Here is a 20699-nt window from a genome sequence, read left to right as displayed (position 1 = left end):
CTGCCATGAATTTGCATGACAAGATCGCGCTCGTCACCGCCGCGGGGCAGGGCATTGGCCGTGCTACGGCGCTGCGTTTTCAGGCCGAAGGGGCACGCGTTATTGCCACTGATCTTGATGGTGAAAAGCTCGCCGGACTAGACGGCATGACGACGCATGCACTCGACGTACTCGATGGCGCGGCGATCACGGCGCTCGCCGCCAAGATCGAGCAGGAATGCGGCGGTCTCGACGTGCTGTTCAACTGTGCAGGCTTCGTTCATCACGGCACGCTACTCGACTGCGACGAGGCGGCCTGGGACTTCTCGCTGGCGCTCAACGTCACCTCGATGTACCGCATGTCGCGTGCGTTTCTACCCGGCATGCTGAGCCGCGGTGGTGGCAGCATCATTAATGTCTCGTCACTCGCTTCAAGCGTTAAGGGCATTCCCAACCGTTTCGCCTATGGCACGACCAAGGCGGCGGTGATCGGGCTGACTAAATCGATCGCTGCCGACTATATGACTCAAGGCGTGCGCTGCAACGCGATCTGCCCCGGCACGGTCGATTCACCCTCGCTGCGTGAGCGCGTACGCGCCCAGGCTAATAAGGAAGGGCGCAGTGAAGAAGCAGTCTATGCCGATTTTGTCGCTCGCCAGCCAATGGGGCGCCTCGGCAGGCCCGAGGAGATTGCCGCGCTGGCGGCGTTTCTGGCTAGCGATGAAGCGGCGTTCATTACCGGCACCAGCCAGATGGTCGATGGCGGCTGGTCGAACTGAGCGCGATCGTCTATCACCTTCGATACGCGTCCACGCGTGCTCACATGAGAAGGGACGTGAAGACTAAGTAAGAACACCAACGAGGAAGCGAGTGCATGAAACTGCTGCGTTTTGGTACAAAGGGGTATGAGAAGCCGGGCATTGTTGCCGAAGATGGTTCGATCCGCGATCTGTCGGCGCATCTTGATGATCTGGCCGGTGAGGCGCTGACACCCACGCGTCTTGCGGGCCTGCAGGACATCGATCTCGACAGCCTGCCAATTGTTGAAAAAGGAACACGCATCGGTCCCTGCGTCGGGCAGGTGGGCAAGTTTATTTGCATCGGTCTTAACTATGCCGACCACGCCGCCGAGACCGGCGCCGAGATCCCCAAGGAGCCGGTGATCTTTAACAAGTGGACTAGCGCGATTTGCGGCCCCAATGATGACGTCGAGATTCCGCGTGGTTCGCAAAAGACGGACTGGGAGGTCGAGCTGGGTGTAGTGATCGGTAAGCCAGGGCGCTATATCGACGAGGCTGAGGCGTTGGATTACGTTGCTGGCTACTGTGTGGTCAATGACGTTTCCGAGCGTGAATACCAGCTTGAGCGTGGGGGCACCTGGGACAAGGGCAAGGGCTGTGACACCTTTGGTCCGCTCGGCCCGTGGCTGGTCACTCCGGACGAAATCGCCGATCCGCATAAGCTGGCGATGTGGCTTGAGGTCGATGGCCACCGCTATCAGGATGGCTCAAGCGCGACCATGGTGTTCAAAATACCGCAGCTGATCGCCTATTTAAGCCGCTTCATGAGTCTGCAGCCAGGCGACGTAATTTCTACCGGTACGCCGCCGGGCGTCGGCATGGGACAGACCCCCAAGGTATTTCTCAAACCGGGCCAGGAAATGCGGCTGGGCATTGAGGGTCTCGGCGAGCAATGTCAGCGCACTGTCCAGGCGTGAGGCGCAGCTGATCACGAGTTGGCTGACTACATAGGCGGAGCACTACAGAGGGCTAAGACGCTTGAAGAAGGCGGCTTGGCCTTTTTCTTGTTAGGCATGCAATTTCTTAGAACTAACGATAAATAAATTAATAGATACGGGAGTTAATATGCTTAAGATGTCTTTTTAATAAGGGGTGAAATGGGGTTAATATCATTTAGTAGTACGACTAAAGGAAAGAAGAATTAATAATAAAAAAAGAACAAAGTATAGAGAGGGTTGGCTATTAACAATTAAAGCAATTCAAGAAAAATGAAGCATACCTGGTATGCATTAACTCGACGAAGCTATAAACAATGCATCAGAGAGACGCCAATGAAACTCGCACTAGTAAAATCATTTGTTTTATCGCTTACCGTTGGGCTGGGAACTTTAAGTGCCACGGCGCAAGCATTGGAGTTTCCACCATTCCCTGAAGTAACAGGTGATAAGGTCAGTGCCGATGATGACAAGGACTATGTGTTGAAGTTCGGTATTGGTCTGGCACCAGAAAGTGCCCAGTACCGAGGCGTCGAATATTTCAAGAAAATCGTGGAGGAACGCAGTAACGGCAAGATAACCGTACGCATCTTTCCCAGTGCTCAACTGGGTGATGATTTACAAATGACCAGTGCTCTACAGTCAGGCACGCTCGAGATGACGTCACCTTCCACGTCGCCTCTGGTCAACATGGAGCCCAAGCTTGCCGTATTTGATTTACCTTTTCTGTTCGACAATGCGCAGCAGGCGGATAAGGTGCTCGACGGCCCCACAGGTCAGCAATTGCTGAAAAAAATCACCGATGACAATAACGGTCTGGTAGCGCTTGGGTGGTCTGAAAACGGCTATCGCCAGTTGACGGATAGCAAGGGCGCCATCGTTACGCCAGCCGATCTCGATGGTCTCAAGGTGCGTACCATGCAGAATCCGATTCACCTGGATATCTGGCGTACGTTGGGGGCCAACCCGACACCGATGTCCTTTGCCGAGCTGTTTACCGCGTTGGATCAGGGCGTGGTCGGTGGTCAGGAAAACCCCTGGATCACGATCCTGTCTTCAAGATTCAATGAAGTACAGTCCAATGCGACGGAAACCAACCACGTTTACACACCCTTTATCACGTTGATGTCGGCCCGGTATTGGAACCGTTTGCCTGAGCCTTATAAGGAACTTATTCAGGATGCCAGCACCAAGATGGGCGTATACGAGCGTCAGGTTAGTCGCGATATGAATGACCAGGCCAAGGCTGAACTTAAAAAAGAAGGACTGGAAATTACCGAGTTGACACCTGAGCAGCTCAAGGCATTCAAACAAAAAGTTCAGCCAGTATATGAAGCCTACAGAGAGAAGATAGGCGAGCCCATTTTTAGCTCGGTCATGAAAGATGTAGGCCGCGACCAAGCCAACTGATGATACGGATTTATGTAATATCGGCGTCCATTATGGGCGCCGATTATCGTAATTCATAAGGTTGGTCGGGAGGCGCATTGTCACTCGCCACATTGGAGTAATGGCGAAGTGCGCAATCCAGATTTAATGGGTAGATCAGCGAAGGGCCGATATGAATAACGAAATATCTGCTAAGTCGGGTTTTATCGTCACCCTGGAAAAGTACATCGGTTATTTACGCAAAACACTGGCTCTTGTCGTGGGCTGCCTGGCCATCGCCGTATTCTTTTGCGTATCGGCTAATGTGTTTGGCCGCTTCGTTGTGAACGAGTCCTATGATTGGGCCGAAGAAATGTCACGTTTCTTCTTTATCTGGATGGTGCTGCTCGGCGCCGGCGTCGGGTGTCTCAACAATGAAAATATTGCCGTCGATTTCCTGAAGATCGCCGTCCCTAATGCTGTCTCCAAACTGTTTGAGTTGGTAAAGATCGTCGTGGTTTACCTCGTCTGCGTGATTATCTTTATCGCCTACCGAGATCTCACCTCGGGGTTTGTAAGTTTCACGCCAATTCTGGGCATTCCTAAAACCTATATGTATGTCGCCATGCTGGTCCTGGCGCTGCTCATGTTTCTTGCCAATACGGCCGATCTGCTGCGGCTGATGGTCAGCATGAAGAGAGGGAAATAACATGCTCATGCTGTTCATGCTCATTGTTCTGCTGGCATTGATTGTCATGGGCGTGCCGATCTCGATTGGCCTGGCCGCGATCAGTATCTATCTGATTTATCATTACGACTACGGTTTGGCCCCGGTGATCGAGCAGGCCGTCAACGGGCTGGATTCGTTTCCGCTGCTGGCGATTCCGCTATTCATCCTGGTCGGCGAAGTCATGAGCCACGGCGGTATCGCTACCCGGCTGGTTCGATTTGCCAGTTCGCTGGTCGGGTTCGTAGCCGGTGGGCTCGGGCAGGTTGCAGTACTGACATCGATGTTTTTCGGTGGTATCAGCGGGTCGGCGGTTGCCGATGCCTCGGCGATCGGTAGCATGCTGATCGATCCGATGAAAAAGCATCACTATTCGGGCCCGGCGGCTACAGCGATTATCGTCGCCTCCTCGGTCGTAGGCATCATCATTCCGCCCTCGATCCCGATGATTCTGTTCGGCGTGGTGACCAACACCTCAATTTCCCAACTGTTCATGGCCGGTATCGTGCCGGGCATACTGATTACTGCCGGACTGATGATGACGACGTATTTCACGTCGCGCGCCAGCGGTAAGGCCCAATCGTTTTCGCTTCGTGAGGTTATCGATTCATTCAAGTCGGCACTACCGGCGCTGCTGCTGCCATTCATTATCGTCGGTGGCATTCTGAGCGGAATGTTCACGCCTACGGAAAGTTCAGCGATAGCGCTGATTTATGCCATCGCTATTTCGATGCTGCTGTATCGCAGCCTGTCGTTGAAAAAGCTGTTTCAACTCTGCATGACGACGGGCAACCTGACCGGCCTTGTGTTGTTGCTGCTGGCATTTGCCAACGTTCTGGCATGGCTTCTGACCGCCAACATGGTGCCCCAGCAGATCGTGGTCACACTGACGTCACTGACCGAGGACAGGCTGACAATGCTGGGCATCATCACGCTGTTTCTGCTGCTGGTCGGCTTCTTCATGGACTTGACGCCGGCAATGGTGATTCTCGCCCCGCTGATGACGCCGGTGGTCGTCAAACTCGGCATCGACCCGGTCTATTTCGGGGTGTTGATGTCATTTGTGCTAGGGATCGGTTTGATCACTCCGCCGGTAGGAACGGTACTGTACGTTGGCTGCGGGGTCGGTAAGGTCAGCATGGAAAAACTTTCACGCAGCCTGTTGCCCTATTACTTGACGCTGGTGATTCTGCTTGGCCTGTTCATCGCATTTCCGGGCATTATCCTGTGGTACAAGTGATGCCAGTCTAATAATCACTAAACATCATCTGCTCTGCTCTTGTGCGGTCTCACTACCTTACAAGGGCAGGCTTCAGCCATTCCGGACGGTTTCTTTGTTTTCGGCTCCATTGCCTTTTGCGTTTGTCCCCTTTGCTCCCTTTGCCACAGACGTTGCCGCATGCCTGCCTCAGTAGGTTGGCCGGTACCGTGTTGCTCAGACTTATGTCGTAGCCAGAAAGCGCACCAAGCATATTGAGCTTTAACGAGGCATTCGTCATTGTACGGTCAAAGGCCTGACCATTGATATTTTAAACCAAACGATACTGGCGCCCCTGGCGAATGAAAAGGATCGGGGCAGGCCATGTACAACGCCGAGGAAGATGCTATGCGAGTGCTTGTCTGTACCACCCCAGGGCAAATGGAGGTCAAGGAAGTCGAGCAGCCGCGCTGCGGGCCCGGCGAGGCGCTGGTGGCGATCAGCTACGTTGGCATCTGCGGCACCGATATTCACGCCTTCGGTGGTAATCAGCCCTACTTCAGTTACCCACGCGTGCTCGGCCATGAGCTGTCCGGGCGGATCGAGGCGGTCGGCAGCGACGCCGATCGCGCCCTGATCGGCCACAACGCCTATGTCATTCCCTATCTGCACTGCGGTAAATGCGCGGCGTGCCAGCGCGGCAAGACCAACTGCTGTCAGAACATGGAAGTGATCGGCGTTCATCGTGACGGCGGCATGGCTGACTATCTGGTCGTACCGGTGGCCCATCTCGTCACCTCCGATATATTGGCACCGGAACGGCTGGCGCTGGTCGAGTGCCTGGCGATCGGCGCTCACGCGGTGCGCCGCAGCCAGCTCGACGCTGGTGAACTGGCGCTGGTGATCGGCGCCGGGCCGATCGGCATGGGTGTGGTCCAGATCGCCCAGAGCCGCGGTGCACGCGTCGTCGTCGTCGATACCAACCCCCAGCGTCTGGCGTTCTGCCACGAGGTGTTGGGCGTCGAGACAGTCATCAACGCCGCGACTCAGGACATCGCCGCCGAGCTGACGGCACTCTCTACCGGTGCACTTGCCGACGTGGTATTCGACGCCACCGGTAATGCCCAGGCGATGAATCGCGGCTTTGACTTCGTTGGCCACGGCGGCCGCTACGTGCTGGTCAGCCTGGTCAAGGCCGATATCACCTTCCACGACCCCGATTTTCATAAAAAAGAGATCACGCTGCTTGCCAGCCGCAACGCCACCCATGAGGACTTCGTCACCGTGGCGCGGCTGATGGAGGCGGGCCAGCTTCACGAACGCGAGATGATTACCCACCGCAGCCCGCTCGAGGCGATGCCCGAGATCATGGCGCAGTGGTGCGATCCGCGCAGCGGCGTGATCAAGGGCATGATCGAGGTCAACGGCTTTGCGCGGCACGCCGCCGAGGCCGCCACGACACAGGAGCAGTCATGACAGAGATGATCGCGACGAGTGCGACACGCAGCAGCCTGCGCATTCACCGCCTCGACAATGTGCGCGTCGCGTTGACCGATTTGACCGCCGGGACCCGGATCGACGATGAAACGGGGAGCGTGACGCTGGTCGAGCCGGTCCGGCGCAAGCACAAGTTCACCCTGACGCCGCTCGCCGAGGGCGATACGGTGATCATGTACGGCGTCACCGTCGGTCGTGCCGCGCATGCCATTCCCGCCGGCGCGGTAATCACCACTGAAAACGTCGCCCACGCCACGGGCAGCTACATTGATCAAGATGTCGCGCCTGACGATTGGCACAAGCCCGACGTCAGTGCCTTCAAAGGGCGCAGCTTCGACGGTTACCACCGCGGCGATGGTTCGGTCGGGACCGCCAACTACTGGCTGGTGGTGCCGCTGGTGTTCTGTGAAAACCGCAACATCGAGGTGCTGCGCGAGTGTGTCAGCGACGCCCTCGGCGATGATCCGCACCGTCGCTACAAGCAGCTGGCGCGCGCGCTGCTGCGCGGAGAGAAGGAGGGCGCACAGGAAGAGCAGGCACCGGCCATCGAGCGGCCGTTTCCCAACGTCGATGGCGTGCGTTTTCTGACCCACGCGATGGGATGCGGTGGTACCCGCGAAGACGCTCAGGCGCTGTGTCAGCTGCTTGCCGGCTACATCTGCCACCCCAACGTTGCCGGTGCCACCGTGCTCAGCCTTGGTTGTCAGAACGCCCAGGCCAAGTTACTGCAAGACGCTATCGCTGCGCGCGACCCTAATGGTACGCGTACCGTCAACTACTTCGAGCAGCAGGCGCTTGGCGATGAGGAGAGCCTGATGCGCGAAGCGCTGACGGCAATCTTTGATGGCCTCAAGGCGGCCAACCAGGTCTCGCGCCAGCCGGCACCGCTCTCCAAACTGGTACTCGGTGTCGAATGCGGCGGTTCCGACGGCTTCTCGGGGCTGTCGGCCAACCCGCTGGTGGGTGCGGTGATGGACCGTCTGGTGACTCTTGGCGGTGCGGGCATGCTGGCGGAATTCCCCGAGCTGTGCGGTGTCGAGCATGAATTGAAGCGGCGTTGTACCAGCCGCGAGGTGGCGCAGCGCTTCCAGCAGTTGATGGATGCTTATACCCAGCATGCTGCCAACGTCGGGGCGAGCTTCGCGATGAACCCCTCGCCCGGGAACATCCGCGACGGGCTGATCACCGACGCAATGAAATCCGCCGGCGCAGCCAAGAAGGGCGGCGACAGTCCAGTAGTCGACGTGCTCGATTACACCGAGCCGCTCACCAAGCCGGGCCTGAGCCTTTTGTGCACGCCGGGTAACGATGTCGAATCGACCACCGCACTGGCCGGCTCCGGTGCCAACCTGATCATGTTTACCACCGGGCTCGGCACGCCGACCGGCAACCCGGTGGTACCGGTGCTCAAGATCGCCAGCAACAGCGAGCTGGCCAACCGAATGTTCGATGTCATTGACTTCGATGCCGGGCCGATCATCGAGGGCACCCGCACCATCGACGAACTCGCCGACGAGTTGCTCGGCCTGTGTATCGACGCCGCCTCGGGGCGCTATGCGAGCTGCGCGATGCGCCTCAACCAGCAGGACTTCATTCCATGGAAGCGGGGAGTATCGCTATGAGTGCAACGACAGCGAACGCGCAGATTTTGCAGTTCGGCACCAGCCGTTTCCTGCTCGCCCACGTCGATGCCTTCGTCAGCGAGTCGTTGGCAAGCGGCGCCAGCGACAAAAAGATCATGGTGGTGCAGACCTCGAATCGCCCCGAAGGGCGCGACAAGGCGCGCCATCTCGCCGCCCATCCGCACTATCCGCTACGCATCCGTGGTCGCCGTGACGGCCAAGACATTGACGAGGAGAAAACCGTCACCAGCCTGGCCGGCTGCCTGATCGCCGCCGAGCAGTGGCCGGAACTCGAACAACTGTTCATCGGCACAACGACGCACGTGGTTTCCAATACCGCCGATCGCGGCTTCGAGGTGCCGGATGATGATTCACCACATCATGAGGTGCCGGCCAGCTTTCCGTGCAAACTATTGAAGCTTTTGCATGCGCGATTCACGGCCGGACGTGACGGCGTGACGCTGATGCCGTGCGAGCTGGTGGTCGATAACGGTCAGGTACTCAAGCGGCTGGTCCTTGAGCTGGCGATGCGTCATTACGACGAGGCCGACTTCAATGACTGGCTGATGAGCCGTTGCCTATGGGTCGACAGCCTGGTCGACCGTATCGTCTCGGAGCCGCTCGAGCCGGTCGGCGCAGTCGCCGAACCCTACGCACTGTGGGCGGTTAAGTCTCAGCCGGGGCTTGAGATGCCATGCCGTCATCCCGACGTGACGGTGGCTGAGGATCTAACGCCATTCGAGAAGCAGAAGCTGCACATCCTCAATCTGTCGCACACTTATCTGATCCATCTATGGCGTCGCCAAGGGCTCGAAGACAGCATCACTTACGTGCGCGAGGCGATGGCAGAGCCAAAGTTGCGCACGCCGCTTGAGGCGCTGCTCGACGATGAGGTCATCCCAGTGCTCGCCGCCGCCTATCCGGAGCTTAATCTCGACGCCTACAAGGCGACGACCTTCGAGCGCTTCGAGAATCCCTTCCTCGACCACCGCTTGAGTGACATCGCCGGCAATCATGAGGAGAAGGTCAAGCGCCGCCTGGCACCGGTACTTGCGCTGTCCACCGAGCAAGGCATCGAAGTGCCGACATTGACCGCCTGCGTGGCCGGTTACGGCGGTTAGACGACATCGAGTTCATTATTTAATAAAACCCTATAACAACAGCTCTGCGAAGCATGCCACTCACCCGAGGACAACATCATGACGATCAAAAAGACAATGGGCTGGCTCGGTATCACACTCGTCTCGTTCTCCCTCGCCACGCTGCTGGCTGGCCCCGCTGCAGCCGAGACCACGATCAGGGTCGCTTACGGCAACCAGCCGGGTGAGCCGATTGACCTGGCGGTCAAACAGTGGGCCAAGTGGGTTGATGAAGAGAGCAAGGGCGATCTCAAACTGCAGGCGTTTCCCGCCAGCCAGCTCGGCTCCGAGACAGAGATGATCGAACAGGCGCGCTTCGGCTCGGCGATCATCACCATCGCTGCCTACAGCGAATTCATGGACTCGGTGCCCGACCTGAGCGTGATCGACGCGCCCTATATCGCCGACAGCTTCGCGGAAAAGTTCAAGCTGCTCGATTCCGACTGGTTCAAGCAGCAGAACGATAAGCTCAACGCCGCCGGCTACCGCATCGTGGTGCCCAACGTCGCCTACGGCGAGCGCCAGCTGCTGGCGCGAAAGCAGGTCTCCACGCCGCAGGATCTGGCCGGGGTCAAGATTCGCGTCCAGAACTCGCCGATGTACGTGGCAGCCATCAAGGCGATGGGCGCGGTGCCGACGCCGATGGCGCTCGGCGATGTCTATCCCGCGCTGGCCCAGGGCATGGTCGACGGCGTCGAGAACCCGCCGGCGGTGCTCTACGGCGGCAAGTTCTATGAGGTTGTGAAGAATCTCAACCTCACTCACCACATGCAGAATATTGCACCCTTCGTCACCGGCGAGGCGTTCTGGCAGCAGCTTAGCGACGACGAGCGCCACATCCTCACCGAGACCGGGGCGCGCTTCGCCGATTACGCCTCGCAGCTGATCCGCGAGCGCAACGACGAGGATATCGAGCGTCTCAAGGCGGCCGGTGTCACCGTTCACGAGGTCGATATCGCGCCCTTCCGCGAACAGGCGCGTGAGCAGATTCCAGCCTCGTTCCCGCAGTGGTCGGACGGTCTGTTCGACAAGGTGCTCGGTATCATCAACGGCTGAGTGGACTCGGAGCGGCCGAGCGCCGCTCCGCAGCGGAGTGCTTGCATGAAGAAGACCGCCCTGATGTGGTTCGATCGTGTCATGCGCATTGACGAGGTGTTGGGCAGCGTGGCGCTGTTTGCGCTGTTTGTCGTCGCGCTGGCCAACGTGGTGATGCGCTACTTCTTCTCGATGCCGCTGGCTTGGGCAGAGGAAGTCCTGCAGCTTTTGATGATGTGGGCGACCTTCCTCGGCGCGAGTGCGCTGGTGCGGCGCAACGAGCATGTGTTGATCTCGCTCCTCAGTGACAAGCTGCCGCCGCGCTGGGCCAGGTGGAATGAACGGCTGTTCAACACCAGTGTGGTGCTGATCTGCGCCGCGATCATGTTGTTCTGGGGCATCAAGCTGCTGCCGTTTTCCGCCTTTCGCAGCACGCCGATGCTCAACATTCCCTTTTACTGGGTGCATCTCGCCATTCCGGTGAGCGCTGCCATGATGATCATTCACAGCCTGCGAAGGCTCTCGACCCGCTAAGGAGCTTGCGATGGCCGTCAGCGTGGCACTGTGCGCCCTGTTTTTGCTGTTTTTTGTCGGTACCCCAATCGCTTTCGCGCTGTTTCTCTCGACCGCGCTCTATTTTCTGATCGGCGCCAACCAGCCGATGGTGATGCTGATCCAGCGGCTCACCGGCGGGCTTGATTCGGTGTCGCTGCTGGCGATTCCGTTTTTCATCATGGCCGGCGTATTCATGAACCACTCCGGCATCACCGTGCGCTTGCTCAATCTCGCTGAGCTGTGTACGCGCCGCTTTCACGGCGGGCTGGCCCAGGCCAACGTGCTGCTGAGCACCTTCATGGGCGGGCTGTCGGGCTCCAACATTGCCGATGCGGCGATGAACGCCAAGCTCCTGGTGCCGCAGATGAGTGAGCGGGGCTATCCACCTCCGTTCTCTTCGGCCGTAACAGCGGCCTCGTCGCTGGTGACCTCGACCATTCCGCCCGGTATCGCGTTGATCGTCTACGGCTACGTCAATAACGTCTCGATCGGCCGGCTGTTTCTTGCCGGCGTGGTGCCGGGGCTTTTGATGGCGGCACTGCTGATGGCGATGGTGTCGATCATCTGCCGCCGACGCGGCTATCAGCCGCCGCGGCGCGAGCGGGTCAGCCGCCATGAATGGATCAGCGTGACCCGCGCCGGGATCATTGCGCTGCTGCTGCCGGTAATGGTGATCGGCGGGATTCGCATTGGTGTATTCACGCCGACCGAGGCCGGCGCGATGGCAGTCGCCTATGCGCTGATCGTCGGTCTGTTCGTCTACCGGGAGATGACACCTTCAACGGTGGCGAAAGCGACCAGCGAGTCGTTGCTCGCCGCCGTTAACGTGCTTTTCATCATCTGCGTCGCCTCGGGCTTCGCACGTTTTCTGACCTGGGAGCAGGTACCGCAGGCGGTCACTACGTTGCTGTCGTCCCAGGTCGCCAGCGCGGCAGCGTTCCTGCTCGTGGCCAATCTGATCCTACTGGTGTTGGGCATGTTCCTCGAGGGAAACGCGATCCTGATCGTGCTGTCGCCGCTGCTCGCACCGGTCGCTGCACAGTTCGGCGTCGATCCGGTCCACTTCGGCATTGTCTTCATCCTCAACGCGACAATCGGCACCATCACGCCACCGCTGGGCACGGTAATGTTCACTACCTGCAGCATCACCGGCGTCAAGGTGCCCGATTTCATTCGCGCGGTGATGCCGTTCTGGCTGCTGCTGCTGGCAGTGCTGCTGCTGGTCACCTACGTGCCGGCGCTGACGCTGGCGCTGCCCAACTGGGTGTTCTGACCCCACTGGTCAAGGGAGGGAAAGGCACGCTGCCTGACAGAAGGCTGCGCTGCTGTCCTGCGACGATAACTTGGTTCGATTAAACATTTATCATGCTAATTAAACCGCGCTTTCCTTTATACTGCACTGCTTATGCAAGCCATTGCCGCTACACGTGACACTTCCTGACGATGGAGTGCTGCGGCATTGAGACGCCGAAGGCGTTAAACTTACTATTTGCCAGTTATTGAACGGTGTCAGAGAACACCGGCTCGCGGCGGCGATCTATCGGCCGCTGTGTATGCCCCTGACGAAGGATGAGGCTTCATGCTTACGCTCACTATTAATGACGTCGACCTTGAGGTCGACGTGCCTGACGATATGCCCCTTTTATGGGTGCTGCGCGACGTGCTCGGCATGACCGGCACCAAATACGGCTGCGGCATCGCCCAGTGCGGCGTCTGCACCGTACACATGAACGGCAATGCCGTGCGCTCCTGCGTGCTGCCGGTAAGCGAGGCGGCGGGCAACAAGATCACCACCATCGAGGCGATTGGAAAGACGGCGCTGGGCAAGCGCGTCCAGCAGGCTTGGCTTGAGCATGAGGTGGTGCAGTGCGGTTACTGCCAATCGGGGCAGATCATGGCCGCCGTGGCGCTGCTGGAGAAGGTTCCCGACGTTGATGATGCCGACATCGATCTGGGCATGGCTGGCAACATGTGTCGCTGCTGTACCTATACCCGTATTCGCGGCGCGATCAAGAGCGTAGCCAAGGCCTGAAAGGAATCCCCATGAACAAGAATTCATCAGCTCCGGTATCGCCTGAGCGGCGCCGAATGCTCAAGGCCAGCGGCGTGGCGCTGGGCGGCTTGTTGATTGCAACTTGGCTGCCACCGATGGTGCCCAAGAGCTTCGCCATCCAGCGACTCGAGGAAGAGCCTGAGGATCACGAGCTGCAGCCGCCCACAGCGCTGGGCGCTTTCCTGCGCGTCGGCCATAACGGCCATATCACGCTGATTTCACCCAAGATCGAAATGGGCCAGGGTGTGCAGACCGGCTTCGCGATGATGATCGCCGAGGAGCTTGAGGTTCCGCTGTCGCAGGTCTCGGTTGCAGAAGCACCGCCGAACCCAGAGCTGTACAGCGATTCCATTCTCAACTTCCAGGCTACCGGCGGCTCGGCCTCGACGCGCAGTAACTGGGAGCCGCTGCGTGAAGCTGCAGCGGCCGCAAGGATCATGCTGATCCAGGCCGCCGCCAACCAATGGCAAGTATCTGCCGCCGACTGCCGCGCCGAGAACGGTCAGGTGATTGGCCCCGGTGATCGCCGCCTCGGCTATGGCGAGGTGGTTGCGGCCGCCGCTGAATTAACCGTTCCGGAAAACGTGCCGCTCAAGAAGCCCGAAGACTTCAAGATTATCGGCAAGCCGGCGCAGCGTCTGGACACGCCTTCCAAGGTCGACGGCTCGGCAAAGTTCACCATCGATCTGCACGTGCCCGGTATGAAAATCGCCTCCGCCCGCGCCTGCCCGGTGGTAGGCGGCACGTTGGTGGCGGTGGATGAAAGCCGTGCCCGTGCCGTGCCTGGCGTGGTTGAGGTAATCAAGCTCGACAATGCCGTGGCGGTAATCGGCGATCATATGTGGGCGGCAATCAAGGGGCTTGAGGCACTGGAAGAATCTGTGGAGTGGGATTTCGGCGCGCATGGCGGCATTGATCAAGCCCAGATCGAGCAGGCGCTGCGCGACGCGTTCGAACGTGACGGTGCCATCGCCAACGATGTCGGCGATATCGACAAGGCGCTCGATGGCGCCGAGAGCAAGATCGAGGCGGAATACGAGATGCCGTTCCTCGCCCACTCGCCGCTGGAACCGATGACGTGCGTGGCGCAGGTACGCGCCGATGCCTGTGAGCTGTGGGTCGGCACACAGGCGCCGGTTTTCGCCAGGCAGGCGGCGGCCAAGGCCTCGGGGATGCCGGCGGAAAAGGTCATCATCCATAATCAATGGATTGGCGGTGCGTTCGGCCGTCGGCTGGAAACCGACTTCATCACTCAGGCGACTGCTATCGCCAAGCAGGTTGATTATCCCATCAAGCTGGTCTGGACTCGTGAGGAAGACACTACGCACGACCTCTACCGGCCTCATTACATCGACCGATTCGCCGCTGCGCTCGATGCCGATGGCATGCCAATCGGCTGGTCGCAGACGATTGTCGGCGCTTCGGTATTGGCCCGCTTTGCGCCTGACGCGGTGCCACCCAATGGCCTTGATAGCGATGCGGTGGAAAACTCGGCCAATCCGCTCTATCCACTGAGCAATCTGCGGGTGCGCTACGTACCTGAAGCACCGAAGGCGATCCTCAACTCCTGGTGGCGCGGCGTGGGCCCGCTACATGGCGCTTATGTGGTCGAGAGCTTCGTCGATGAGTTGGCGTATGCCGCCAAGCAGGACCCGGTCGACTACCGCTTGAAACTGCTGGGCGATCAGCATCCGCGTGCTCAGGCAGTACTCAGGCTAGCGGCGGAAAAGGCCAACTGGCGCCAGCCGCTGCCGGACGGTCGGGGCCGCGGTGTGGCGGTACAGGAGGTGTTCGGCAGCTATCTTGCCACCGTCGTTGAGTTGCAGATCGACGCTAACAACGGCGTACGCATCAAGCGTCTGATCTGCGTTGCCGATTGCGGGATTGTCACCAACCCCACCTCGGTCCACTCGCAGCTGGAGGGCGGCACCTTGTTCGGCCTGTCGGCAGCGCTCTACAACGAGATTACCGTCAAGAACGGCCGCGTCGAACAGAGCAACTATAACGACTACCGTCAGCTTCGCATCAGCGATGCACCGCCGGTGGAAGTGTTTGTGGTGCCCAGCACCGAGGCGCCCGGCGGTATTGGTGAGGCCGGCACGGCGATGATCGCGCCGGCATTGATGAACGCGATGCATGCCGCGACCGGCAAGCGTTTCCGTCGCCTGCCGCTGGCACGCGCCGGTTTTCACGTGATTTAAGGGAAAGCAGACCATGAACACTCAACGATATTCTTCACTGCTCTCTCGGTCACGTCTGTTCGGGTTGGTAGGCGGTATGCTCTCGCTATGGGCGGCGGCTGTGCTGCCGGCGCAGGCTCAGGACGCTGAACAGAGCCAGATCGAGCGCGGTGAATACCTGGCCCGGGCCGGCGACTGTGTTGCCTGCCATATCACCGAAGGTGGCAAACCCTTCGCCGGTGGACTCGCTTTCGAGCTGCCGTTCGGCACGCTCTATTCGCCCAATATTACGCCTGACAAGGAAACCGGGATCGGTGACTGGAGCGACGACGACTTCGTCAACGCCATGCAAAAGGGCGTCGGCAAGGATGGCAAGCATTACTATCCGGCCTTCCCGTACACCTCCTACACGCTGATGCCGCGCGAGGATATCCTGGCGATCAAGGCCTATCTGTTCAGCCTCGAGCCGGTGCATCAACCCAATCGCGACAACGATATCGGTTTCCCGTTCAACCAGCGCTGGGGCATGATGTTCTGGAACTGGATGTTCAACGACAACGAGCGTTTCAAGCCAGACCCCGAACAGTCTGCAGAGTGGAATCGTGGTGCCTATCTGGTCGAAGGGCTCGGCCATTGTGGTGAGTGCCATACGCCGCGTAACCTGTTCCAGGCGCGCGACAGTTCCAAGGCGCTGGCCGGTGCGGAAATTCAGGGCTGGAAGGCGTGGAACATTACCTCCGACGATGAGCATGGCATTGGTGCCTGGCCGGACGAGGCGTTGGCCTCTTATCTCTCCGCCGGTCATGCCGAAGGCTATGGCGTCGCCGGTGGGCCGATGGCCGAGGTAGTCAACCACAGCCTGCGCTTTCTGACGCCTGAGGACATCAATGCGATGGTGGTCTACTTGAAATCGGTAGAGCCTCAGTCAGAGGGGATCAAGCGCCCGCCGCTCAAGCAACTGGAGGCCTCCGTGCCGCAGCAGACGGATCATCCGCTGGGGCGCAAGCTCTTCGCCGATACCTGCGTCAGCTGCCACAGCTGGGACGGCAATGGTCGGCAGACGCCCTATGCAGCGCTGAAGGGGCTGCGCACGGTGCATGACCCCGAAGCCCTCAACCTGATTCAGATCCTGCTCGACGGCGATGCGCTGCATACCGCTAACGGCAACTATGTCATGCCAAGTTTCGGTGAGGCTTACTCGAACGAGGAGCTGGCGGAACTCAGCAACTTCGTGCTGGAGCATTTCGGTGAAGTCGAAGGCCAACTGGACGCCAAGACTGTCGAGGAGCGACGTCAGGCGCCTTGATCGCCATTATGGTGTGTAAAAAAACGCCCCGGCCATGTGCCGGGGCGTTTGCATTATGAACGTGTCAGAGGGGTGAGTCGGTGCCTGACACTAGGTACTTTCAGCTACGTTCTTTTCAACTAGGTCCTTTCCAATTACGTTCGTTCCAGATAGTGCACGCTGAAATAATCGTTGGCGTCTGTCCACAGCGCACGGACGCTGAAGCCGGCACGGGCAGCGAGCTGCTGGAAGCCTTCGACGCTGTACTTGTAGGAGTTCTCGGTGTGAATGGTTTCGCCAGCCTGGAAGGCGATGCGTTTACCTCCGAGATTGGCGACTTGCGGCATATCACTGACCAGGTGCATCTCGATGCGTGACTGTTCTTCGTTGAAGAAGGCGCGATGGCTAAAACGTGCGGGGTCGAGATCAGCGCCCAATTCATGCCTGATACGCTCCAGCAGATTGAGATTGAACGCCGCCGTGACGCCAGCCGAATCGTTATAGGCCGCTTCCAGCACGTCTTTGTCCTTGACCAGATCGACACCGACCAAGAGCCCACTGCCGGGAGGGAGCAGCGCGTGAAGACCGAGCAGGAAGGCCTCGGCGGCAGCGGGATCAAAGTTGCCGATGCTTGAACCGGGGAAGAAAGCCACCGGGCGAGCATCGTCAAGTGCCTCCGGCAGGGTCATGGCATGGGAGAAATCGGCGCAGGCGGCATGCACATCAAGCCACGGATAATCGGCCGCCAGACGGCGTGTGCTGTCGAGCAGAAACTCCTTGGAGATGTCGATGCCGAGATAATGGCTTGGATGCATCGATTCAAGCAGCAGCCGTACCTTGCGGCTGGCCCCGCTGCCCAGCTCGATCAGCGTGGCGTCGCGTCCGGCGATGGCGGCGATATCGTCAGCGGCGCGCTCAAGAATCGCCTCTTCGGTACGGGTCGGGTAATACTCGGGTTGCACACAGATCTGGTCGAACAGCTGGGAGCCGCGCAGATCATAAAAATATTTCGGCGATGCCCATTTGGGGCTCGCGCTGAGCCCCGCCAGAGTGTCGTCGAAAAACGAGTGTGACGCATCAATGGTGTGTTGCTGATCATGAAAGCGAACGGCAAGCGCCATGGGCTATCTCCTGTGCTGAGAAATCCTTGCGGATGCTGACTTAGACATCCTTGGCCAGTCGGAACCCGGAAAAGGCCCAGCGCGCATGCGGCGGGAAGAAATTGCGATAGGTGGCACGGATATGATCCTGTGGCGTGGCGCAACAGCCACCGCGCAGTACCATCTGCCCCGACATGAACTTGCCGTTGTATTCCCCCAGGCTGCCGTCGAGTTTCTTGAAGCCGGGGTAGGGCCGGTAGGCACTGCCAGTCCACTCCCATACATCGCCGAACATCTGCCATGGACGGTCGCCTGTCACCGTGGCGGTTAGCGGCTGGAGATGCTGGTCATCGAGGAAATTACCGGCCGGAACGTTACCGTCGACGAGGCTGTCGGCAGCGGCGATTTCCCATTCTGCTTCAGTAGGCAGGCGTGCACCCGCCCAGTTGGCGAAAGCATCGGCTTCATAGAAGCTGACGTGGCAGACCGGCGCGTGGAGGTCGACCGGCTTGAGGCCGCCGAGGGTCATGTGGTGCCACTGACCGTTATGCTTTTCCCAGTACAGCGGGGCCTGCCAGCCGGTCTTATGCAGCAGGTGCCAGCCATCGGAGAGCCACAGTTCGGTGCGTGAATAGCCGCCATCCTCAATGAAATCGATAAATTCGCCATTGGTGACCGGACGATCGGCGAGCTCAAAGTCGGTGACGTACTGGCGGTGGCGCGGCGTTTCGCTGTCAAATACGAAGCCATTACCGAAGTCGGCACCGATATGGCGTACGCCACCGGGATAGCGTTGCCAAGTGAGGGCGGGCGCTTCTGCGCTGGAGGCGGGCGCGGCATCGCTGCGGTAGACGGGGTGAAGCGGATTCTGGGCGAGGATATGCTTGATATCCATGACCAGCAGCTCCTGGTGCTGCTGCTCATGATGGAGCCCGATCTCGACGAGTTCCATGATCTCGTCAATATGCTCAGCAGACGGCTCGGTGAGCAGTTGTGTCATTGCCTCATCGATATGGGCGCGGAAGCGATAGACGTCAGCGACAGTCGGACGTGAAATATTGCCGCGCTGATTGCGTGGAAACGGTACGCCGTGGGTTTCGTAGTAGGAGTTGAACAGGAAGTCGTAGGCGGGGTCGATCGTCTTGTAGCTCTTGAGGTAGGGCGTCAGCAGGAAGGCCTCGAAGAACCAGCTGACGTGGGCGAGATGCCACTTGGGCGGGCTGACATCCGGCATGCTCTGGACGACATAGTCCTCCGTTTGCAGCGGTGCGCAGATCGCTTCGGACATGGCCCTGACGCGCTGAAAGCGGCGTAGCCACTCCTTGGTATGCTGAGTGTCGAGCGTATTTTCGCGGATATGGCGGGCCGTATTATCCATGGCGCTGCCTCCTGTTTACTGGTGTGCGGATGGTAAGGGCGGTCTATGACCTTGAACGAACGGTATCCATAGAGCGTAGCAACGCCTTATGGGCTGTGCAGATTAAATTGCCATGACATAAGTCGTAGAACGCGACGAGCAGGGGGCTATTAGACGTTTGCCGCGCCTCATCAAGGCAGTGGAGTGGTAAACTAGCCGACTGGCGCATGGCCAGACGTTTTTACACCGTTTCATTCATCTGATAACAAGTTAACCCTACCGATGCCCACTTCTCCTTCACATCATCGCCCGGCGAGCGCAGGTGAGTCCTCGTTACCCGCAGCATTCTGGCTGCTGGCTTTCGCCTTCGCCGCTGTCAATCTGCGTGCCCCGATTGTCGTCATCGGCCCGATCCTTGAACCGATCATGGATACGCTGGCTATCGGAGCGAGTACGGCGAGTCTGTTCACGGCGGCAATGATTGTCTGCTTCGGTGTACTGTCACCGCTAGCACCGGGGCTTGCCGCCCGTCTTGGCCTTGATCGTGCTTTGGCCTTGGTGCTGGCATTGATCGCGCTTGGCGGCGTGCTACGTGGCGTTGAGATGCTGCCTGTCATGATAGTGGGGACGTTGCTGGTAGGCGCAGGCATCGCCTGCGGCAACGTGTTCATGCCGAGCCTGGTCAAGCGCGACCGGCCCGACAGAATCGGCGCGACGATGGGGATCTACACCGTAACGCTGGGAATTGGCTCAACGCTTGCCGCCGGCACAGCGGTGCCGCTGATGCACCTTGCGGGTAACTGGTCGGTGCCGATCTGGCTATGGGCAGGCGTAGCGCTGGTGACAGCGATTGGCTGGGCTGTGATTGCCCGCCGTCATTCACCGACCGGCGGGGCGGTGAATAAGTCACGGATCACTGCGCTGTTTAAAAATCCGGTTGCCTGGACGTTGACCGTGTTCATGGGCATGCAGTCGCTTGAGTACTACACGCTGCAAACCTGGATTGCCAAGGTGGCAAACGATGCCGGCGTGCCGGACGCCACTGCCGGCGGCATGCTGTCGCTGGTTAACCTGACCACCATTCCGGCCAGCTATGCAATCGCACGCATTGCTGCCAAGCTCAAGCGCCATAGCGCGCTGGCAGTCGGGCTGACGGGGATAGTGGCGATAGCGGTGATCGGGTTATGGCTGGCACCAACGTTCTCACCGCTGCTGTGGTCGGTGATGCTTGGCATCGGCCAGGGCGGTTGCTTCAGCTTGGCCTTGACGATGATCGTGCTACGCACCCGTGAGCCGCATCACGCAGCGATGTTATCTGGTATGTCGCAGAGCATCGGCTACCTAGTCGCCGCCAGCGGGCCTTTGATTTTCGGGGCGCTGCAGGGCATGACGGGCAACTGGCACGCCTCGCTCGCCTTCCTGCTGATATTACTGGTGGCCCAGGGTGGCGCGGGTTACCTGATTGGGCGGCCGCGTATGGTTGAGCCGTAAGGTTAGTCCTGTAAGGCTAGTTATAGGTGCGCCCTTTGAGCAGGCTCTTGCGTCTTGATTGGCCTACAGTAGAGCAAAAGGGCTACTGATTAAGGACGCGCCATGATCATCAATAAGCTCACGCTTGCTGCCACGGCAGGCGCAATGGTGTTGCTGTTCGGCTATCTGGTCGGGGCGATCATGCAAGAGAACTTCCACTTCGTGACCTGGCCGCTGCCGCCCCAGTTGCTGGTCATTTCCTTTTCGGTCGTGACCACTACTGTCGTGGTGCTTGTGCTGTTCACGGTCAAGTCAGAGAAGGAGATCAACAAGAAGAGCAGATGACCGTTATCGGCACGTCATATATAAAAGCGCCTGCATTTAAGCCGGCGCTTTTTT

18 protein-coding genes are annotated in these 20699 nt (G+C 59.1%); 16 read left to right on the top strand and 2 right to left on the bottom strand.

The window, feature by feature from the left end; genetic code table 11:
* The first annotated feature begins 5 nt into the window (after positions 1 to 5).
* The 14 genes from C3Z11_RS03875 (at position 6) to C3Z11_RS03810 (ending at position 16394) form a co-directional block, all read left to right on the top strand.
* Positions 6 to 758 carry an SDR family oxidoreductase gene (locus C3Z11_RS03875; RefSeq protein ID WP_106476455.1) on the top strand — a complete coding sequence of 251 codons (753 nt, stop codon included), beginning with the start codon at positions 6 to 8 and terminating at the stop codon, positions 756 to 758.
* Positions 759 to 853: 95 nt separating this feature from the next.
* Positions 854 to 1696, top strand: a complete 843-nt coding sequence (locus C3Z11_RS03870; protein ID WP_106476453.1) for a fumarylacetoacetate hydrolase family protein — start codon at positions 854 to 856, stop codon at positions 1694 to 1696.
* Between the two features lie 354 nt (positions 1697 to 2050).
* The gene (locus tag C3Z11_RS03865; protein ID WP_106476451.1) at positions 2051 to 3124 is read left to right on the top strand and encodes a TRAP transporter substrate-binding protein; all 1074 of its coding nucleotides are present in this window, start codon (positions 2051 to 2053) and stop codon (positions 3122 to 3124) included.
* A 151-nt stretch (positions 3125 to 3275) separates the two neighbouring features.
* Entirely contained in the window at positions 3276 to 3791 is a 516-nt protein-coding gene (locus C3Z11_RS03860) for a TRAP transporter small permease (protein ID WP_106476449.1), read from the top strand.
* A 1-nt stretch (position 3792) separates the two neighbouring features.
* A complete protein-coding gene (locus C3Z11_RS03855; RefSeq protein WP_106476448.1) occupies positions 3793 to 5049 on the top strand; it encodes a TRAP transporter large permease in 1257 nt (418 codons plus the stop codon).
* Between the two features lie 366 nt (positions 5050 to 5415).
* Entirely contained in the window at positions 5416 to 6483 is a 1068-nt protein-coding gene (locus C3Z11_RS03850) for a zinc-binding alcohol dehydrogenase family protein (protein ID WP_106476946.1), read from the top strand.
* Positions 6387 to 8126, top strand: coding sequence for a UxaA family hydrolase (locus C3Z11_RS03845; RefSeq protein ID WP_262927220.1), 1740 nt, complete (start codon positions 6387 to 6389; stop codon positions 8124 to 8126). The genes C3Z11_RS03850 and C3Z11_RS03845 overlap by 97 nt, the downstream gene beginning before the upstream one ends.
* Positions 8123 to 9247 carry a mannitol dehydrogenase family protein gene (locus C3Z11_RS03840; RefSeq protein ID WP_106476444.1) on the top strand — a complete coding sequence of 375 codons (1125 nt, stop codon included), beginning with the start codon at positions 8123 to 8125 and terminating at the stop codon, positions 9245 to 9247. The genes C3Z11_RS03845 and C3Z11_RS03840 overlap by 4 nt, the downstream gene beginning before the upstream one ends.
* Before the next feature lie 78 nt (positions 9248 to 9325).
* A complete protein-coding gene (locus tag C3Z11_RS03835) occupies positions 9326 to 10321 on the top strand; it encodes a C4-dicarboxylate TRAP transporter substrate-binding protein (protein ID WP_262927219.1) in 996 nt (331 codons plus the stop codon).
* A 45-nt stretch (positions 10322 to 10366) separates the two neighbouring features.
* Positions 10367 to 10834: a TRAP transporter small permease gene (locus C3Z11_RS03830; RefSeq protein ID WP_106476442.1), complete on the top strand. Its 468-nt coding sequence runs from the start codon at positions 10367 to 10369 to the stop codon at positions 10832 to 10834.
* A gap of 10 nt (positions 10835 to 10844) precedes the next feature.
* Positions 10845 to 12128 (top strand): TRAP transporter large permease, encoded by a 1284-nt coding sequence (locus tag C3Z11_RS03825; RefSeq protein ID WP_106476440.1) that lies wholly within the window; start codon positions 10845 to 10847, stop codon positions 12126 to 12128.
* Between the two features lie 306 nt (positions 12129 to 12434).
* On the top strand, positions 12435 to 12887 hold the full coding sequence (locus C3Z11_RS03820; protein ID WP_106476438.1) for a (2Fe-2S)-binding protein: 453 nt from the start codon (positions 12435 to 12437) through the stop codon (positions 12885 to 12887).
* An 11-nt stretch (positions 12888 to 12898) separates the two neighbouring features.
* Positions 12899 to 15109, top strand: a complete 2211-nt coding sequence (locus C3Z11_RS03815) for a xanthine dehydrogenase family protein molybdopterin-binding subunit (protein ID WP_106476436.1) — start codon at positions 12899 to 12901, stop codon at positions 15107 to 15109.
* 13 nt (positions 15110 to 15122) lie between these two features.
* Positions 15123 to 16394: a c-type cytochrome gene (locus C3Z11_RS03810; protein WP_106476434.1), complete on the top strand. Its 1272-nt coding sequence runs from the start codon at positions 15123 to 15125 to the stop codon at positions 16392 to 16394.
* A gap of 134 nt (positions 16395 to 16528) precedes the next feature.
* Here the strand turns inward: C3Z11_RS03810 and egtD are convergent, their stop codons facing one another.
* Together egtD and egtB are read right to left on the bottom strand one after the other, a co-directional pair.
* Positions 16529 to 17494, bottom strand: a complete 966-nt coding sequence (gene egtD / locus C3Z11_RS03805) for an L-histidine N(alpha)-methyltransferase (RefSeq protein WP_106476432.1) — start codon at positions 17492 to 17494, stop codon at positions 16529 to 16531.
* 40 nt (positions 17495 to 17534) lie between these two features.
* Entirely contained in the window at positions 17535 to 18851 is a 1317-nt protein-coding gene (egtB, locus tag C3Z11_RS03800) for an ergothioneine biosynthesis protein EgtB (protein ID WP_106476430.1), read from the bottom strand.
* A gap of 261 nt (positions 18852 to 19112) precedes the next feature.
* Here egtB and C3Z11_RS03795 point away from each other — a divergent pair, with 261 nt between their 5' ends.
* On the top strand, positions 19113 to 20321 hold the full coding sequence (locus C3Z11_RS03795; RefSeq protein WP_106476428.1) for a CynX/NimT family MFS transporter: 1209 nt from the start codon (positions 19113 to 19115) through the stop codon (positions 20319 to 20321).
* Between the two features lie 102 nt (positions 20322 to 20423).
* Positions 20424 to 20645 (top strand): hypothetical protein, encoded by a 222-nt coding sequence (locus C3Z11_RS03790; RefSeq protein ID WP_106476426.1) that lies wholly within the window; start codon positions 20424 to 20426, stop codon positions 20643 to 20645.
* Positions 20646 to 20699: the final 54 nt, after the last annotated feature.

This window comes from Phytohalomonas tamaricis (assembly GCF_003012345.1).
Lineage (GTDB): Bacteria > Pseudomonadota > Gammaproteobacteria > Pseudomonadales > Halomonadaceae > Phytohalomonas > Phytohalomonas tamaricis.
Note: the sequence above shows the minus strand (reverse complement) of the source record. Positions and strands in the feature narration are given on the sequence as shown.

What these genes read in the sequence shown, in the direction of transcription:
- C3Z11_RS03865 (WP_106476451.1), top strand. Translation starts at nt 2,051, where the DNA reads ATGAAACTCGCACTAGTAAAATCATTTGTTTTATCGCTTACCGTTGGG.
- C3Z11_RS03840 (WP_106476444.1), top strand. Translation starts at nt 8,123, where the DNA reads ATGAGTGCAACGACAGCGAACGCGCAGATTTTGCAGTTCGGCACCAGC.
- C3Z11_RS03850 (WP_106476946.1), top strand. Translation starts at nt 5,416, where the DNA reads ATGCGAGTGCTTGTCTGTACCACCCCAGGGCAAATGGAGGTCAAGGAA.
- C3Z11_RS03855 (WP_106476448.1), top strand. Translation starts at nt 3,793, where the DNA reads ATGCTCATGCTGTTCATGCTCATTGTTCTGCTGGCATTGATTGTCATG.
- C3Z11_RS03870 (WP_106476453.1), top strand. Translation starts at nt 854, where the DNA reads ATGAAACTGCTGCGTTTTGGTACAAAGGGGTATGAGAAGCCGGGCATT.
- C3Z11_RS03830 (WP_106476442.1), top strand. Translation starts at nt 10,367, where the DNA reads ATGAAGAAGACCGCCCTGATGTGGTTCGATCGTGTCATGCGCATTGAC.
- C3Z11_RS03795 (WP_106476428.1), top strand. Translation starts at nt 19,113, where the DNA reads ATGCCCACTTCTCCTTCACATCATCGCCCGGCGAGCGCAGGTGAGTCC.
- C3Z11_RS03835 (WP_262927219.1), top strand. Translation starts at nt 9,326, where the DNA reads ATGACGATCAAAAAGACAATGGGCTGGCTCGGTATCACACTCGTCTCG.
- C3Z11_RS03820 (WP_106476438.1), top strand. Translation starts at nt 12,435, where the DNA reads ATGCTTACGCTCACTATTAATGACGTCGACCTTGAGGTCGACGTGCCT.
- C3Z11_RS03860 (WP_106476449.1), top strand. Translation starts at nt 3,276, where the DNA reads ATGAATAACGAAATATCTGCTAAGTCGGGTTTTATCGTCACCCTGGAA.
- C3Z11_RS03815 (WP_106476436.1), top strand. Translation starts at nt 12,899, where the DNA reads ATGAACAAGAATTCATCAGCTCCGGTATCGCCTGAGCGGCGCCGAATG.
- C3Z11_RS03875 (WP_106476455.1), top strand. Translation starts at nt 6, where the DNA reads ATGAATTTGCATGACAAGATCGCGCTCGTCACCGCCGCGGGGCAGGGC.
- egtD (WP_106476432.1), bottom strand. Translation starts at nt 17,494, where the DNA reads ATGGCGCTTGCCGTTCGCTTTCATGATCAGCAACACACCATTGATGCG.
- C3Z11_RS03810 (WP_106476434.1), top strand. Translation starts at nt 15,123, where the DNA reads ATGAACACTCAACGATATTCTTCACTGCTCTCTCGGTCACGTCTGTTC.
- egtB (WP_106476430.1), bottom strand. Translation starts at nt 18,851, where the DNA reads ATGGATAATACGGCCCGCCATATCCGCGAAAATACGCTCGACACTCAG.
- C3Z11_RS03790 (WP_106476426.1), top strand. Translation starts at nt 20,424, where the DNA reads ATGATCATCAATAAGCTCACGCTTGCTGCCACGGCAGGCGCAATGGTG.
- C3Z11_RS03825 (WP_106476440.1), top strand. Translation starts at nt 10,845, where the DNA reads ATGGCCGTCAGCGTGGCACTGTGCGCCCTGTTTTTGCTGTTTTTTGTC.